This window comes from Sphingomonas azotifigens NBRC 15497, assembly GCF_002091475.1.
Taxonomy (GTDB): domain Bacteria; phylum Pseudomonadota; class Alphaproteobacteria; order Sphingomonadales; family Sphingomonadaceae; genus Sphingomonas; species Sphingomonas azotifigens.
On the sequence record NZ_BCTR01000021.1, the window covers coordinates 21,260 to 37,050 of the forward strand.

Annotated in this window: 9 protein-coding genes; 2 read left to right on the forward strand and 7 right to left on the reverse strand. The window is 67.1% G+C overall.

Annotated elements, in window-relative coordinates; genetic code table 11:
• Positions 1-159 precede the first annotated feature (159 nt).
• The gene (locus SAZ01S_RS09015; protein WP_084581941.1) at positions 160-1,932 is read left to right on the forward strand and encodes a retroviral-like aspartic protease family protein; all 1,773 of its coding nucleotides are present in this window, start codon (positions 160-162) and stop codon (positions 1,930-1,932) included.
• Positions 1,933-1,948: 16 nt separating this feature from the next.
• Here the strand turns inward: SAZ01S_RS09015 and SAZ01S_RS09020 are convergent, their stop codons facing one another.
• The 4 genes from SAZ01S_RS09020 to SAZ01S_RS09035 all read right to left on the reverse strand — a co-directional run bounded on the left by SAZ01S_RS09020 (position 1,949) and on the right by SAZ01S_RS09035 (position 7,341).
• Positions 1,949-2,581: a TetR/AcrR family transcriptional regulator gene (locus SAZ01S_RS09020; protein WP_084581942.1), complete on the reverse strand. Its 633-nt coding sequence runs from the start codon at positions 2,579-2,581 to the stop codon at positions 1,949-1,951.
• A gap of 248 nt (positions 2,582-2,829) precedes the next feature.
• Positions 2,830-4,608 carry an IlvD/Edd family dehydratase gene (locus tag SAZ01S_RS09025; protein ID WP_245824748.1) on the reverse strand — a complete coding sequence of 593 codons (1,779 nt, stop codon included), beginning with the start codon at positions 4,606-4,608 and terminating at the stop codon, positions 2,830-2,832.
• 149 nt (positions 4,609-4,757) lie between these two features.
• Positions 4,758-6,164: a sugar porter family MFS transporter gene (locus tag SAZ01S_RS09030; RefSeq protein WP_084581944.1), complete on the reverse strand. Its 1,407-nt coding sequence runs from the start codon at positions 6,162-6,164 to the stop codon at positions 4,758-4,760.
• A 130-nt stretch (positions 6,165-6,294) separates the two neighbouring features.
• Positions 6,295-7,341: a LacI family DNA-binding transcriptional regulator gene (locus SAZ01S_RS09035; RefSeq protein WP_084581945.1), complete on the reverse strand. Its 1,047-nt coding sequence runs from the start codon at positions 7,339-7,341 to the stop codon at positions 6,295-6,297.
• Positions 7,342-7,507: 166 nt separating this feature from the next.
• Between SAZ01S_RS09035 and SAZ01S_RS09040 the strand changes: the two genes are divergently transcribed.
• A complete protein-coding gene (locus SAZ01S_RS09040) occupies positions 7,508-9,907 on the forward strand; it encodes a glycoside hydrolase family 3 N-terminal domain-containing protein (protein WP_084581946.1) in 2,400 nt (799 codons plus the stop codon).
• 1,240 nt (positions 9,908-11,147) lie between these two features.
• On the opposite strand, the gene SAZ01S_RS09050 is transcribed toward SAZ01S_RS09040, so the two are convergent.
• From SAZ01S_RS09050 to SAZ01S_RS09060, 3 genes are all read right to left on the reverse strand, one after another.
• Complete coding sequence (locus tag SAZ01S_RS09050) at positions 11,148-11,570, reverse strand: hypothetical protein (protein WP_084581948.1); 423 nt, start codon at positions 11,568-11,570, stop codon at positions 11,148-11,150.
• A gap of 128 nt (positions 11,571-11,698) precedes the next feature.
• Positions 11,699-13,522 carry a glycoside hydrolase family 9 protein gene (locus SAZ01S_RS09055; RefSeq protein WP_084581949.1) on the reverse strand — a complete coding sequence of 608 codons (1,824 nt, stop codon included), beginning with the start codon at positions 13,520-13,522 and terminating at the stop codon, positions 11,699-11,701.
• 12 nt (positions 13,523-13,534) lie between these two features.
• Positions 13,535-15,691 (reverse strand): alpha-glucuronidase family glycosyl hydrolase, encoded by a 2,157-nt coding sequence (locus tag SAZ01S_RS09060; RefSeq protein WP_084581950.1) that lies wholly within the window; start codon positions 15,689-15,691, stop codon positions 13,535-13,537.
• Positions 15,692-15,791: the final 100 nt, after the last annotated feature.

The following is a 15,791-nucleotide window of genomic DNA, read 5'->3' on the forward strand; positions in this document are numbered from 1 at the left end:
CCCGACACCGTTCTGGGGAGGGCCCCTACCGGCGGCCTGCACTTTCACAACAATCGCGCCCAAACCCGCGATGCGTAAGGCTCGCGTCATCTTGCCGCCCTAGGCTTTCTCCTGCCAGAACCCGAAATCCGCGCGGGCGGGCACCAAGGGGGGAAGTCGATGAACGGCCAGCGTATCGCACGCCTGTGGGTTTCGGCATTGCTTGCGGCGAGCGGCGCGACCCCAGCGCTTGCCGGCAGTTGCCAATTCGCCAAGGTCGCCGAACTCAAGGTCACGATGAAGGGCCTGGAGCCGATCGTCGAGACTACGGTCAACGGCAAGCCGGCGCCCTTCCTGCTCGACAGCGGCGCCTTTTACAGCCTGATCCCCCAACCGGTAGCCAGGGCGCTGGATCTTCCGCTTTCTGCCGCTCCGCCGGGCTTCCAGCTTCGCGGCATCGGGGGAAGCGTCAATACTCAAGTCGCGCGCGTGGCGCATTTCGGCCTTGCCGGCGCAGACATTCCCAATGTGGAATTTCTCGTCGGCGGGTCCGACACCGGCCAGACCGGGCTTATCGGCCAGAACGTCCTCGGCCTCGGTGATGTCGAATATGATTTCCCGAATGGCGCGGTCCGGCTGTTCCGGCCGAAGAATTGCGGCAAGATCGCCTTCGCCTATTGGACCGAAGGCAAGCCGTTCTTCGAGATCCCGATCCAGTCCAAGGAGGAAGCGCGCAACCATACGGTCGGCACGGTCGAGCTGGACGGCGCGAAGCTGAAGGCGACGTTCGACACCGGCGCCGAACGCACCGTGATCTCGCTGCGCGCGGCCGCACGGGCGGGGGTGAAGCCTGGCGATCCGGGGGTAGAGCAGGCCGGCTGGTCCTTCGGTGTCGGCAAGCGCGCCCAGCAGGGCTGGATCGCCAGTTTCAAGCTGCTCAGGATCGGCAACGAGGAACTGCACAATGTGCGGCTGCGCATGGCCGACATGGGCGACCTCGATACCGACATGCTGCTCGGTGCCGACTATTTCGTCTCCCACCGGGTCTATGTCTCGAACGTCCAGCACCGCATCTACTTCACCTATACCGGCGGCCGCCTGTTCGACGCGAATGCGAAGCTGGACACCGCCAGCGGCTTCAGCACCCAGGGCGCCCCCGCAGCCGGTGCGACACTGGACGCGGAGGGCTATGCCCGCCAGGGCGCGATGTACCAGACGCAGCGCGACCTGCCGCACGCGATCGAAGCCTATTCGCAGGCCGTGACACTGGCGCCGAAGGATCCGCGCTATCTGCGGCAGCGGGCGCTGGTCTATCTGGCCGCGGGCCGGCCGATCCTGGCGATGGACGACCTCGATGCGTCGCTCGCGCTCGATCCAGCCGACACCGGCACTCGGCTCACCCGTGCCGAGGTGCGCGAGCGGGCCGGCAATGCCCGGGGCGCGATGGAGGACCTCGATCTGGTCGCCGGGCAGTTGCCGCGCGAGGCGATGCAGCGGCTGCGCGTCGCGCATCTCTACACCTCGCTCGACGCGTTCGATTCGGCCGTCGGCCAATATGACCTGTGGCTCGCCACGCACCGCGAGGATGGCAGCCGCGCCGACGCGCAGAACGGCCGCTGCTGGGCGCTGGCGCTGGCCAATCGCGACCTGAAGCGGGCCCGCAGCGACTGTGACGCGGCGGTGCGTGCGCTCCCCTCCAACGCCGCCTATCTCGACAGCCGGGCCCTGGTAGCGTTTCGCGAGGGCGATTGGGCAGCCGCGCTCGCCGACCTCAACGCCGCGCTGGCGATCCGCCCGCGCCAGGCCTGGACGCTCTATCTGCGCGGCGTGGTCGAGGCGCGGATGGGCCAGAGCGAGACCGCCGCCAAGGACATCGCCGCGGCGACCGCGATTGCACCGCGCGTCGCCACCCGCGCCGCCAAATACGGGATCGCGCCCCCGCCGAAAAGCTGAAGCACTACCCGTTGACCTATTGGTACATCGCCCGGGTGAGGCCGGCGATGCCACCGCGTACCCGCTCCCAGCCGGCGTCGTTCGACAGGTCGAGCCCCAGGAAGCGGCCGTTGGTCGCGCCCGAGAGCACGAGTTGCTGGATCGACGCGATCAGCAGCGCATTGAGCACCGGCGCGTCGATGCCCGCCGGCCGCTGCAGCGTGCCCCGCTCGCGCGCGATCCAGGCGCTCAGCGCCTTGCCCCGCGCTTCGGTAAAGGCGGTGGCGAGCTTGGAGGGGGCGGAGAGCTCCCAGGCGAGGATCTTCTGCGCCAGCGGGTCGCTGCGCAGCGCATCGAGCAGCGCGACCGCGACGCGCGCCATCATTTCGGCATAGGTCGCCGGCGGCGGCACATTCTCGGGACGGACCAGCGCGGTTTCCATCCAGGCGGAAACATCGGCGGCAATCGCCTCGGCGAGCCCGTCCATCCCGCCGAAATAGCGGTAGATCAGCTGCTTGTCATAGCCCGAAGCGCGCGCGATCGCGTTCACGCCCCAGCGGGCAAAGCCCTGTTCGGCGAGCAGCGTCTTGGCCGCCGCCAGAATCACGCCCCGCGTATTCGCCGCATTGCGCGGCCGCTTCGCCGGTGCCGTTTCGTCCACCCCGTCCATCCCCTGTTGTTGGCGATGGTTAACTATCACTGGCGGGTGACACTTTCCATCTCCGGAATGGGCCGGAGGGGGATTGAGTCTTAGACAAGCGGACGCCGCTCGCCACGCCACCATCGTCATCCCCGCGCAGGCGGGGATCCATTGGCGCTGATGCCGAGGCTCTTTCCCCCGGCGTCCTGGCAAATGGATTCCCGCCTGCGCGGGAATGACGGAGGACTGGTGGAAAGGGTGACCCCCACCCCACCCGATCAATGGTTGTGCCGCGGCACCTTCAGCCCAGTCCCGCGATATTTGGTCGCGAACTCGAGCACCCCGCCTTCGTGCAGCTGGCCCGACTTCTCGCGGTACAGCTCTTCCCACGGCGTATTGCTCGGCGGGATCGGCGGCGCGGGCTCGCCCTTCCGCCGCGCGATCTCGTCCGCCTCGACCAGCGCGTCGACGCGGCCCGCATTCAGGTCGATCCGGATCACGTCGCCGGTGCGCAGCCACGAAAGCCCCCCGCCCGCCGCGCTCTCCGGCGAGGCGTTGAGGATCGACGGGCTGTCCGACGTGCCCGATTGGCGACCGTCGCCCAACGTCGGCAGGCTCTGGATGCCCTTTTGCAGGATCGCGTCGGGCGGCTGCATGTTGACGACTTCCGCCGAGCCCGGCCAGCCCAGCACGCCCGCGCCGCGGATCACCAGGATGCAATTGTCGTCGATGGCGAGCGCCGGATCGTTGATACGGTGGTGATAATCGTCCGACCCGTCGAACACCACCGCGCGGACCTCGAACACGCCCTCCTGCCCCGGGGTGGAGAGGTAGCGCGCGCGGAACTGCTCGGAGATCACGCTGGTCTTCATGATCGCCATGTCGAACAGGTTGCCGGTGAGCACCAGGAATCCGGCCTTCTCCATCAGCGGCTTGTCGATCGGGAAGATGACCTCCTGATCGAGAACGCGCGCCTCGGCGACATTCTCCGCCATGGTCTTGCCGGTGCACGTCGCGACGCTGCCGTCGAGGATGCCGGCATCGACCAGCAGCTTGAGCACCGCGGGGATGCCGCCGGCGCGGTGGAAGCGCTCGGACAGATATTGCCCCGCCGGCTGCATGTTGACGATCAGCGGCAGGTCGTAACCGGTCTGCCAGTCCTCGGGGGTGATGGTGATGCCGGCATGCGCGGCCATCGCGTTGAGGTGCGGCTGGGCATTGGTCGAACCGCCGATCGCGGTGAGCAGCTTGATCGCGTTGAGGAAGCTCTGCTTGGTCAGGATCTTCGACGGGCGGAGATCCTCGTACGCCATCTCGACGATGCGCTTGCCGGTCTCGTAGGCGATCTGCCCGCGCTCGCGATACGGCGCCGGGATCATCGCGCAGCCGGGCAGCGACATGCCTAGGCCCTCGGCCATGCTGTTCATCGTCGAGGCGGTGCCCATGGTGTTGCAATGGCCCGACGAGGGCGCGCTCTCCATCGCGCGGCGGAGGAACTCGGCCTCGTCGATCTCGCCCGCCGCCATCTTGCGGCGCGAGCGCCAGATCACCGTGCCCGAGCCGACCAGCTCGCCTTCGTGCCAGCCGTCGAGCATCGGCCCGCCCGACAGGACGATCGCCGGGATGTCGACGGTGGAAGCGGCCATCAGCGACGAGGGCGTGGTCTTGTCGCAGCCGGTCGTCAGGATCACCGCGTCGATCGGATAGCCGTTGAGGATCTCGACCAGGCCGAGATAGGCGAGATTGCGGTCGAGCGCCGCAGTCGGCCGCCTACAATTCTCGAAGATCGGGTGGAGCGGGAATTCCATCGGAATGCCGCCCGCCGCGAGGATGCCCTCACGGGCGCGCTTCACCGTCTCCAGATGGATGCGGTTGCACGGCGCGATGTCGCTGCCCGACTGCGCGATGCCGATGATCGGCTTGCCCGAGGTCAGCTCCGCCGGCGTGATGCCGTAGTTCATGAAGCGCTCGAGATAGAGCGCGGCCATGTCGGCGCGGCCGGGGGCGGCGAACCATTCGCGCGATCGGAACGGACGGGCAGGCGTGCGGGTCACGATTTCAAACTCCCCAAACAAAATCCCCCCCCCGCTTGCGGGAGGGGTCGGGGGAGGGGCTGGAACAACCCCGCCCGCCAAGATCAAAACTCCCCTCCCCCAGCCCCTCCCGCAAGCGGGAGGGGAGCACAGAAGGAAGGGGCTGGAGGGTCTTACCCCTCCATCGCCTCCAGTTCCTTGCCCTTGGTTTCCTTGATGAACCGCAGGACGAGGAAGAAGCTGACCGCCGCGCAGACGGCGTAGAAGGTGTAGCTGGCAGCCAGGCCGAGCTTGGACGCCATCACCGGGAAGCTCTGCGCGATCAGGTAGTTGGCGAACCACTGGGCAAAGCCGCACACCGCCAGCGCCGAGCCGCGGATCTGGTTCGGGAACATCTCGCCGAGCATCACCCACATCACCGGGCCCCAGCTGATGTTGAAGAAGATCACGTAGAGATTGGCAGCAACCACGGCGGTCTTGCCGAGATCGGGCGAGAGCACCAGCTTGCCGGCCGGATCGAGCGAGCCATGGCCGAAGGCATAGACCAGCACGAACAGCGTCACCGCCATGCCCGCCGAGCCGATCAGCAGCAGCGGCTTGCGGCCGATCTTGTCGACCAGGCCGATGGTGACGAGGCAGGCGGCGATCGACACCGCGCCCGAGACGATGTTGATCAGCAGCGAATCCGCCTCCGTGAAGCCGGCCAGCTGCCACAGCGTCGAGCCATAGTAGAAGATCACGTTGATGCCGACGAGCTGCTGGAACACCGCGATCACCAGGCCCGCCCACAGGATCGGGCGGATGCCGCCGGTGCGCGGATCGATCAGGTCGCGGAAGCTCGGGCGGTGATCGGCGCTGAAGCTCGCGCGGATTTCCTCCAGCTTGGTGCGGGCGGTGTTCGGGCCGAACAGGTCGGTCAGCACCTTGGTCGCTTCCTCGGTGCGGCCCTTGGCGACGAGGTAGCGCGGGCTCTCCGGAATGAAGAACAGCGCGACCAGGAACACCGCGGCCGGGATCGACTGCATCAGGTACATCCAGCGCCAGGCTTCGAGACCGGCCCAGAAGGGCTGGGTCGAGGCGCCGGCGGCGGCGGCGAGGTAATAGTTGACCACGAACGCGGCGGTGAGGCCGGAGATGATCATGATCTGCTGCACCGTCGTCATCCGGCCGCGAATGTTCGCGGGCGCGACTTCGGAGATATAGGCGGGCGAGAGGACCGATGCGGCGCCGACCGCGATGCCGCCGGCGATCCGGGCGACGACGAACACGCCGTGGAGGTGCGCGAAGCCCTGCGCCAGCGCGCCGACGAGGAAGATGAAGGCGGCGAGCCGCATCACGTTGCGGCGGCCGATCGCGTCGGCCAGCGTGCCGGCGAAGAACGCACCGATGAAGCAGCCGATCAGCAGCGAGCCGACCGTGAAGCCGAGCCCGGCCTCGTCGAGCTGGAACGCGGCCTGCAGGCCCGGCTGGGTGCCGTTCACCGCGCCGCTGTCATATCCGAAAAGCAATCCGCCGATCGTGGCCACCGCCACGATCGCGCCGATCAGGCCGATATTGGCCTTCTCCGCTGTCTGGTTCATCCGATCCCTCTCCTAGTCGCCCCGGAATGTGGGGCGATTTGTTAGCGGTAACGCTGGCCCGTGCAACCCGGAAAAGCAAGGGGGCAGATGCGCAGGCGCAACTTTCTGCCAACGTTGTCGTCCGCCGTGGTTACGCCTTGGGCGGCGGGGCGCAGGATTCGCGCACGATCAGCTGATGTGCAAGCACTTGTTCGGCATGATCGGTGCGAACCGGCGCGCGCAGCTCGTCGAGCAGCATGGTCAGCGCCGCCTCGGCCATCGCCGCGATCGGCTGGCGCACCGTGGTCAGCTCGGGCCACATGGTGGTGGCGAGCGCGGTGTCGTCGAAGCCGACCACGCTCAGATCCTGCGGCACGTGCAGGCCGCGGCGATGCGCGACGCCCACGGCGGCCGCGGCCATGTCGTCGTTGCTGGCGAAGATCGCGGTCGGCGGCTTCGGCAGATCGAGCATCGCCTCGCTGGCGACAATGCCGGAGCGGAAGGTGAAAAAGCCCTGCTCCACCGGCATCGCGGCAAGCTCCAGCCCCGCCTCCTCGATCGCGGCGCAGAAGCCGCGGTAGCGCTCGGCGCTGGAGGTCTGGTTGGGGTTGCCGCGGATGAAGCCGATATGACGGTGCCCCATGTCGATCAGGTGCCTGGTCATCGCGGCGGCAGCGGCAAAATCGTCGATGCGGACGTTGAGGCTGCCCTCGGGCGGCAGGCCCATCGCGACCGACACCCAGGGGATCCCCGCCGCTTCCAGCTCGGCGCGCACCGGGCCCGATTCGGACAGCGGCGGCGGCAGGATCACGCCCTGGACATGCGTCTGCACGAAGCCGCGGGTCGCCTCCGCCTGCTCCTCGGGCCGCTCGCCCTCGCAGGCCTCCAGCACCAGATGGCAGCCCGCGCGCCGGGCGGCGGCAAGGGCGCCGATCAGGAATTGCGAGAGATAGGCAGCCGACGGGTTCGAGTAGAGCAGCCCGATCTGCGTCGCCTCGCCCGCGGCAAGGCTGCGCGCCGCGCTGTTCGGCGAATAGTTGAGCTTGGCGATCGCCGCGAGCACGGCCTCGCGGGTTGCCTCGCGCACATTGGTGCCACCGTTGACGACTCGCGAAACGGTCATCGCGGATACGCCCGCCTCACGGGCTACGTCCTGTACGGTGATGCTGCCCCGGCTACGCCGGCTAGGTTTGCTCATCCCCCCTCCTGCACAATCGAATAAGTGCGCGCCACTCCGAATGCAATCGTTCGCGAGCGCCCGCACGGCCGGTTGACCGGCATTGTTTGCGCCCCTTATAGCTGATAGCGCTACCATCATGGCAAGAGGCGACAGCAGATCGTCGCCGGCCTTCAGGGAGAGGAACATGCGCCATTTTCGCCGCTTCGCCGCGCTTGCCATCGCCGCGAGCGCCTTGACGCCTTTTGCAGCGGCCACGCCCGCCGCCGCCCAGACCGAACGCGCGGGCAAGCCGCTCTACAAGGACGCGACCCAACCGATCGAGGCGCGCATCGACGACCTTCTCGCCCGCATGACGCTGGAGGAAAAGGTCCAGCAGCTTCAGGCGCTGTGGCTCAACAAGGGGCTGATCCAGGACACCAAGGGCGAGTTCGATCCCGTCAAGGCCAGCGCCAACTTCCCCAACGGCCTCGGCATGATCTCGCGCCCCTATGACCGCCGCGGCGTCGCCGCCGGCCAGGGCGATGCGGCCGGCGCGGTGGCGGGCGCGGTCAACCGCAGCCCCGAAGAAACCGCGCGCTACATCTATGCCGCGCAGAAATGGGCGATGGAGAAGACCCGGCTCGGCATCCCGATGCTGATGCACGAGGAGTCGCTCCACGGCCTGGTCGCCCCCGGCGCCACCAGCTTCCCGCAGTCGATCGGCCTCGCCAGCAGCTTCGACCCCAAGCTGGTCGAGAACATCTTCTCGATGGCCGCCAAGGAAGCCCGCGCCCGCGGCGCCAACCTCGTCCTCGCCCCCGTCGTCGACGTCGCCCGCGATCCGCGCTGGGGGCGCATCGAGGAAACCTATGGCGAGGATCCGTATCTCGTCACCCAGATGGGCCTTGCCGCGATCCGCGGTTTCCAGGGCACCACGCTGCCGCTCAAGTCGGACAAGGTGTTCATCACGCTCAAGCACATGACCGGCCATGGCCAGCCCGAGAACGGCACCAATGTCGGCCCCGCCTCGCTCGGCGAGCGCACGCTGCGCGAAGATTTCTTCCCGCCGTTCGAGGCCGCGGTGAAGACGCTGCCCGTCCTGTCGGTGATGGCCAGCTATAACGAGATCGACGGCATCCCCAGCCATGCCAACAAATGGCTGCTCACCGACGTGCTGCGCGGCGAATGGGGCTTCCAGGGCGCCGTGGTCAGCGACTATTTTGCGATCCGCGAGCTGATCACCCGTCACCACATGTTCAAGGATCCGAAAGACGCCGCCCAGCGCGCGCTCGACGCGGGCGTGGACGTCGAGACCCCGGACGGCGAGGCCTATACCCATCTCGTCGAGCTGGTGAAGGCAGGCCGGGTCAGCCAGGGCGAGATCGACAACGCCACCCGCCGCGTGCTGCGGATGAAGTTCGAAGGCGGGCTGTTCGAAAATCCCTATCCCGAGGTGAAGCTGGCGGCGTCACGCACCAACACGCCGGAAGCGATCGCGCTCTCCCGCCAGGCGGCGCGGGAATCGATCGTGCTGCTCAAGAACGCGCAGGGCCTGCTGCCGCTCGACGCCAAGGGCATCAAGCGGATGGCGGTGATCGGCACCCACGCCAAGGACACCCCGATCGGCGGCTATTCGGACCTGCCCAACCATGTCGTCAGCGTGCTCGAAGGCATGCAGACCGAAGGCAAGGGCAAGTTCGCGGTCGATTATGCCGAGGGCGTGCGGATCACCGACCATCGCGAATGGTCGAAGGACGAAGTGCAGCAAGTCCCCGCATCGGTGAACGACCAGCTCCGCGCCCAGGCCGTGGAGACGGCGAAGAACGCCGATGTCGTCGTGCTGGTGCTCGGCGGCAACGAGGCGGTGAGCCGCGAGGCCTGGGCCGACAACCATCTGGGCGACAGCGAGACGCTCGACCTGCCGGGGCCGCAGGACCAGCTCGCCAAGGAGATCTTCGCGCTCGGCAAGCCGGTCGTCGTGATCCTGCTCAACGGCCGCCCCTATGCGGTGAACTATCTAGCGGAGAAGGCGCCGGCGCTGATCGAGGGCTGGTATCTCGGCGAGCAGACCGGCAACGCGCTCGCCGACGTGGTGTTCGGCCGCTACAATCCGGGCGGCAAGCTGCCGGTGTCGATCGCCCGCAACGTCGGCCAGCTGCCGATCTACTACAACAAGAAGCCGAGCGCGCGGCGCGGCTATCTGTTCGGCGACACCAGCCCGCTCTACCCGTTCGGCTATGGCCTGAGCTACACGAGCTTCGACATCGCGGCCCCGCGCCTCGGCACGCCGACGATCGGCATCGCCGACAAGGCGACGGTCGAGGTGGACGTGACCAATACCGGCAAGGTCGCCGGCGACGAGGTCGTCCAGCTCTACGTCCATGACGACGAGGCTTCGGTGACGCGGCCGGTGATCGAGCTCAAGCGCTTCGAGCGCGTCACGCTCAAGCCGGGCGAGAAGAAGACGGTGCGCTTCACGCTGACGCCGGACGATCTGGCGCTGTGGAACAGCGACATGCGCCATGTCGTGGAACCGGGCACCTTCACGATTTCGTCGGGCCCGGACTCGGCGACGCTGAAGAGCACCACGCTGACGGTGCGGTGATTGCCGCAGGGAGGCTGCGGGCAACCGCGGCCTCCCTGTCGACTTTGCCCGGGGCAGTTGGGCGGCACCAATGGTCTCGCGCTATTTCGCGGAACGACCTTGGGTGGAGGGCCGCGGCGGATTCCGCCAGCCGAAGTTTAGGAAGTTGAGGCCCGCGCGCGTTTGCGCGGCTTTCTCCAGGCGCCCCTGTACGGCTGCAAAGTTTAGGAAGTTTAGACCAGGCTGCATGGACACCGACTCCTCCAGCCTCTCTCCGTCATCCCGGCGAAAGCCGGGATCCATTCGCCTATCGGTCTCAGCAAATGCCGATAGCAAGACCCCAATGGACCCCGGCTTTCGCCGGGGTGACGATGTGGGGGCGAGGATGGGTTCTTCTCCGCGCAGGTTGGTATTAGGCGCGTGCACATTCTGCGCGTACTTCCGCCGAGGCAGGAGGCAACGATCTGCGGCGTGCCGCCCCGCGCGCGAAAAGGGGGTATCGAACGAGATCAAAGAGCGGCCGACCAAGGGCGGCCGACACCAGCACATATAGGGAACACCGTTGCCATCGCAAGGAAGAGAGCGCGGTCTTCCGAGGTGTGGACAACGATCGCCGTCAATGCCCGGATTTGGTGGGAATCGGACTGGCGGCTTTCCGTGTGACGGGGCGACAAGCGGACGTTAATCGAACCCTACCCACAATTTGGAAGCGGAAGAGCGCCACGGTCCTGGGGCACTTCGATGATCCGCCACCGTTTCGATAGCTCAGCCACGGCAGCGTTCGCGAATTCTCGCGCTGCCGCCGTATCATGACCGTTGAACCCGATCGCCATTTGCCGCGTAGGCAGGCCTAAGTTACCCGCCCCAAAGCTGAAGTCTCCGTTCCGGTCCGCACCGATGTTCACATGTGGATGCGCAATCTGCACGTATTTGTTCTTGATTGAGCGTAGCTCAGCCTCGCTTTGACCACTTCGATCCGTGAACTTCATCTGATGCTGTTGAGCGATGGCGTTCATGACGTTGACGAAAGCAGGGACCTCCTGCGAGCTAGCGAGGCAAAGCTGGACCGTTCTGAATGGCGCTTGCCCCTGCGAACACCCGTTAGTCAGGGCAGCGACAGCGACCATTGCACCCGCCATCCGAACGATCTCGCGCCTCGTCATCCATTGCTCCACGTCTGCTTTCGGGGAAGTTGCATGAAATAGCGAATGCCCGGAAGTGGGGCGGGAGCCGCAGTGGCGGAAAATGGTGGTTAGTTGCCCTATGATCGGCTCTGCCGCCGGGCCATTTGTTTGGCCGCCAGTGCCGAATAGTAAACTGCTATCACGACGACGGAGGAAAGCAGCGAGGGCATGATGGGTGCACCCAAGGTGCTGTCGAAATCGGAATCGACAACCGTTGACCCCATGATCCGCCAACCCGCCAGAAGAAGCGCATAGAGGCATGGAAGCAGCAGGAGATGCAGCAACCAGCCCTTTGGCTTTCGGTCCGCCCATCTCCAGAACACTGCCGCGACTAGGATTGGACCAAAGCTGGCGATCGCCCATCCCCCGATCGCCACTGGGATCTCCCGAGCGGTAATTTCCGGTGCGTACAAACGGAAGATCGGGCCTGTGGCAAACAAGACGCCTTGGCACGACATGATAATCGTTCCAGCCAAAGCCAGCGTGTCGCTTCGCCTCATCCAAAAGCCCCCTGTTCGTCGTCACCGCCCTGTCTATGAGATGAGACGCTATCACGATCCTTGGATCGTCCGCTATTGGGGCGCAAGCGGACACGTCGTCTTCGCGAGCCAACGATCCGGCGGTCCGCTCAATCGTTCATCCATGCCGCCACCCAGAACAGCGGCGCATTCCAGTTGATCGCGACTTCGTTCAGCGCATAGGCGTGGATATTGTCCACCCAGCAGGTCTGGGCGACGCACTTGCCCTTGCGCTCGGCCGCGACCGGGTCCGCGAACGCCGTGTCGTTCGGGCCGCCCGAGAGCACGCCCGGCGGCGGCCCCGGCAGCTTGGCGTCGAGCGAATGCGCCCAGAAACGATGGTGCGGGTTCTGCAGCGATCGCGCGCCATAGCCGCTGACATAGGACGTCCGCAGCGGGTTGCGACCCAGCAGATAGTCGAGCGCCGAGACGATCCCCGCACGGTATTTGGGCGCGCCCGTCAGGTCGCTGGCTACCCCCAGCAGCATCGCCTGGTTCATCAGGTCGCCGTTCGACCCCCAGGGATAGCCCTGCGCCTTGTAGGGAATGGCATAGCCGTTCTGGCGGCGCTGCTCGAGAAACCCGTCGGCCGCCGCGATCAGCGTGGCGCGCAGCTTCTGCACCTCGGCGTCGCTGAGGCCCGTCTTCACCGTCGCCAGCGTGATCGTGCCGAGCGGCGCGGTGAAGCTCCAGCTCGGCGCGCGCACAGCCTCGCCGAAGTGCGGCGAACCGGTCACCGCCTTGCGGAACGCGTCCTCGCCGGTGGTCGCGTAGAGTTCGGCGGCGGCCCAGTAGAATTCGTCGCTCAGGCTGGCATCGCCATAGCCGCCGCTGCCGGCAAAGCTGCTGGTGGCATAGACTTGCGGGTTGCGCTGCGCCGCCGCCCAGGCCCGCCGCGCGGCGGCGAGGCAGCGGGCGGCGAAGGCATCGTCCACCCCGCGCCACAGCCGGGCACACTGCGCCGCGGTCGCCGCGAGGTTGAGGGTTGCGCCGGTGGTCGGCGGATAGAGCAGCCGCGCCTCGCGATCGTTCTGCGGCGGGGTGGGCAGCGTCGTCCAGTTGCGGTCGGCGACCTTCTGGTGCGCCATGCCGCCGGCATCGATCTCGGCGAACGGCGGGACGCTCGGCTCCCAGGCCGGCCGCCCCGGCTTGGGCGCACCGAGCGGTCCCGAGGGCACCGTCGCGCGGGCGCCGTCCGGGATCTGCATGCGCAGCAGGAATTCCATTTCCCAGCGCGCCTCGTCGAGCAAGTCGCTCGTGCCGTTGCCGCTTTCGGGAATGCGCAGCGATCCGTCCGGAAAGGCCTTGGGGCGGCGCTCATAGGCGTTGAGCAGCGTCCACAGCGCGATGCCGCCATTGACGACATATTTGCCGTGGTCGCCGGCATCGTACCAGCCGCCGGTCACGTCGAGCGTGTAGCTGCACCCGGGCCAGTCGGTGCCGCGCTCGTCCTTGCCGGCGAAGCAGCCCGCCACCTCGTGCGGATGGCCCGCCGGCCGCGCCCAGGCGGCGCCGGCGAAGCGCGCGTCGATCGGCGTGCCCGCCCGCTGCTGGTAGAAGAAATTGGCGGCGTCCCGCGCCAGCGGCTTGTAGAGGTTCGGCGCGATCGCGAAGGCATCGCTCGTCACCCCCGCGACCGACAGCCGATAGCCCTTCCCCTCGCGGCGGAAGCCGGAAAAGTCGATCCGCTGGACCACCGCGCCCGAGCTCGCGTCCGGCCCGTAGACCAAGGTCGCACCCCTGCCGACAGCGTTGCCATCGGCGTCGAGCAACTGCCAGGCGAGGGGCGCCGTCCCCGCCTCGCGCAGCACCGCGAGCTTCACGTCGCCGGGCTCGAAGCCGATCTGGTTGAGGTCGATCACCGGCCGTTGCTGCGCCGCCGCCGGGCTCGCCAGCACCATGCCGGCGAGCAGCCACGCTGTTCCCTTGTGCATCCTGCTCCCCTGTTATTTTCCGTTGCCGGGCGCGTGGGGCGTCCGGATGGCTTCGTAATAACTTAGCGGATGCGGCGACGCCAGATGGCCGGCGGGGAGCGGCCGCTTCGACAGCGACTGCCAATAGGCGATCGAGGCATCGCGCCACCACTGCGCCTCCTCGCGCTGGATGGCGAGGAAGTCGCGCACCTCGGCCCAGCGGCGCGCATCGACCTTGCCCTCCAGCCCGGCCCAGCGGCGCTGCAGGTCCGCCACCGTGGCGAGGCCCGTGTCATAGTGCACGATCAGGCTGTTCCACAGCGTTTCGCCCGAGCGCAGGCGATAGTCCCAGGGCACGTGGTGGAACCAGAGCAGCAGCGTGTCCGGCACCGTCTTGAGGTCGCCCCAGCGCTTCGCCACTTCCGGCGCATATTGCCCGAGCGCGTTGGTGCCGGTTGGCGTGCGATCGAAGCCGATCCCATTGGCATCGGCGCGGTGGTAATAGGTCGGGTTCCATTCGGGCCGGGCGAGGTTCGACACCCAGGGCCCCGGGCCGTAGTGATGGCCGGTCGCCATCACATGGCCGAGCCCGAGCGGCGTCATGTAGTTCACCACCGCCTCGCGCGATTCGAGCATCATCGCGACGATGGGATCGACCACGGCGGGGTCCGGGCTCCAGGTCAGCCGCGCCCAGTCGCGGGCGATGTCCGCCGCCTTGGCATCCGGATCCCAGGCGAGCCGGCCGAAGGCGTACCAGTTCGCCTGGTCGAACTGCGATCCGCTCCAGTTGATGTCGGTACCGATATTGGCGACGCCCGCCATCCCGGTGAGCGCCTTGGGGGCGACCGGCGTCTCCAGCACCCTGGCGACGGTGCTGCCGGCGCGCGGGCGGAAGGTGTCGCTTTCCAGCACCTCCTCCCACATCGTGCCCAGATAGGCGAGGTGGGTGGCGAAGCCGAGATACTCCTTGGTGATCTGCACCTCGAGCATCAGCGGCGTCTTGGGCATCGCGCCGAACAGCGGGTGGAAGGGCTCGCGCGGCTGGAAGTCGATCGCGCCGTTCTTCACCTGGAGGAGGACGTTGTCGCGAAACGTGCCGTCGAGCGGCACGAACTCGTCATTCGCCTGCTTGTGGCGATCGGCGTCGTTATGCTCGGAATAGACGAAGGCGCGCCACATCACCACGCCGCCATGGGGGGCGAGCGCATCGGCGAGCATGTTGGCGCCGTCGGCATGGCTGCGCTTGTAGTCGGAGGGGCCGGGCTGGCCTTCCGAATTGGCCTTTACGAGAAAACCGCCGAAATCGGGGATCACCGCGTAGATCTCGTCGGCCTTGGCCTTCCACCAGGCGCGCACCGCCGGGTCGAGCGGGTCGGCCGACTTCAGCCCGCCGATCTCGATCGGGGCGGAGAAGCGCGCGGTGAGGTAGATGCGGATGCCATAGGGTCGGAAGACCTCGGCCAGCGCCTTGACCTTCTGCAGGTACGGCGCGGTGAGAATGTCGGCGTTCGCATTGACGTTGTTGGGCACAACCGCGTTGATGCCGATCGAGGCATTGGCGCGGGCATAGTCGGTATAGCGCGGATCCTTGTAGCCCGGCAGCTTCTGCCAGTCCCACAGCGACTGGCCGGCATAGCCGCGCTCGACATACCGATCGAGATTGTCCCAATGGTCGAGCACGCGCAGCTGCAGCTTGGGGGCGTCCATAACGTCAAGCGCGTCGATGGATGCGCGGAGCTGGAGCAGCTTGAGCAGGCGAAAGCTGCCATAGAGCAGCCCGGTGTCGCTGTTCGCGGCGATCAGCGTCACGCGTGCGCCGCCGATCACCGTCGAGCGGATCAGGAAGCCCTCGCGGCCGAGCGACGCCAGCGGCAGCGTCATCCCCGCGAGCAGCGGCGATCCGGCGGTGGCGAGCACCACCCCGCCCTCGCCCTGCACGGCGCTGGCATGCACGGGAGCCGCCCCGATCAGCCCGGCAAGCCCCCGATCGAGCTCGTCGACCGCGGCGCGGATCGTCGGACGGCTGCCATCCGCCACCAGGTAGCGGAACTTCGGTGACACGCGCTGCACGGTGCCCATATCGAGCGGCTGGTAGCGCAGCCACAGATCATAGCCGGTTTCCGCCTGCGCCTGAGTCGCGCCGGCAATTGCCGCCAAAATCCAAAGGAATGCCTGGAATGCCGCCCGCATTGCGCCCTCTCTCGTTCGCGACCGTTCGCCGTCGTTGACAATGAAGTAGCAGGCCGAACATGGTATCGCTACCAAGTACATAGCGCCACCAAGGCGCGTT

Bases quoted from the DNA above. Each gene is read 5' to 3' on its own strand.
- SAZ01S_RS09015 (WP_084581941.1), top strand. From the start codon at position 160: ATGAACGGCCAGCGTATCGCACGCCTGTGGGTTTCGGCATTGCTTGCG.
- SAZ01S_RS09050 (WP_084581948.1), bottom strand. From the start codon at position 11,570: ATGAGGCGAAGCGACACGCTGGCTTTGGCTGGAACGATTATCATGTCG.
- SAZ01S_RS09035 (WP_084581945.1), bottom strand. From the start codon at position 7,341: ATGAGCAAACCTAGCCGGCGTAGCCGGGGCAGCATCACCGTACAGGAC.
- SAZ01S_RS09040 (WP_084581946.1), top strand. From the start codon at position 7,508: ATGCGCCATTTTCGCCGCTTCGCCGCGCTTGCCATCGCCGCGAGCGCC.
- SAZ01S_RS09060 (WP_084581950.1), bottom strand. From the start codon at position 15,691: ATGCGGGCGGCATTCCAGGCATTCCTTTGGATTTTGGCGGCAATTGCC.
- SAZ01S_RS09030 (WP_084581944.1), bottom strand. From the start codon at position 6,164: ATGAACCAGACAGCGGAGAAGGCCAATATCGGCCTGATCGGCGCGATC.
- SAZ01S_RS09055 (WP_084581949.1), bottom strand. From the start codon at position 13,522: ATGCACAAGGGAACAGCGTGGCTGCTCGCCGGCATGGTGCTGGCGAGC.
- SAZ01S_RS09020 (WP_084581942.1), bottom strand. From the start codon at position 2,581: ATGGACGGGGTGGACGAAACGGCACCGGCGAAGCGGCCGCGCAATGCG.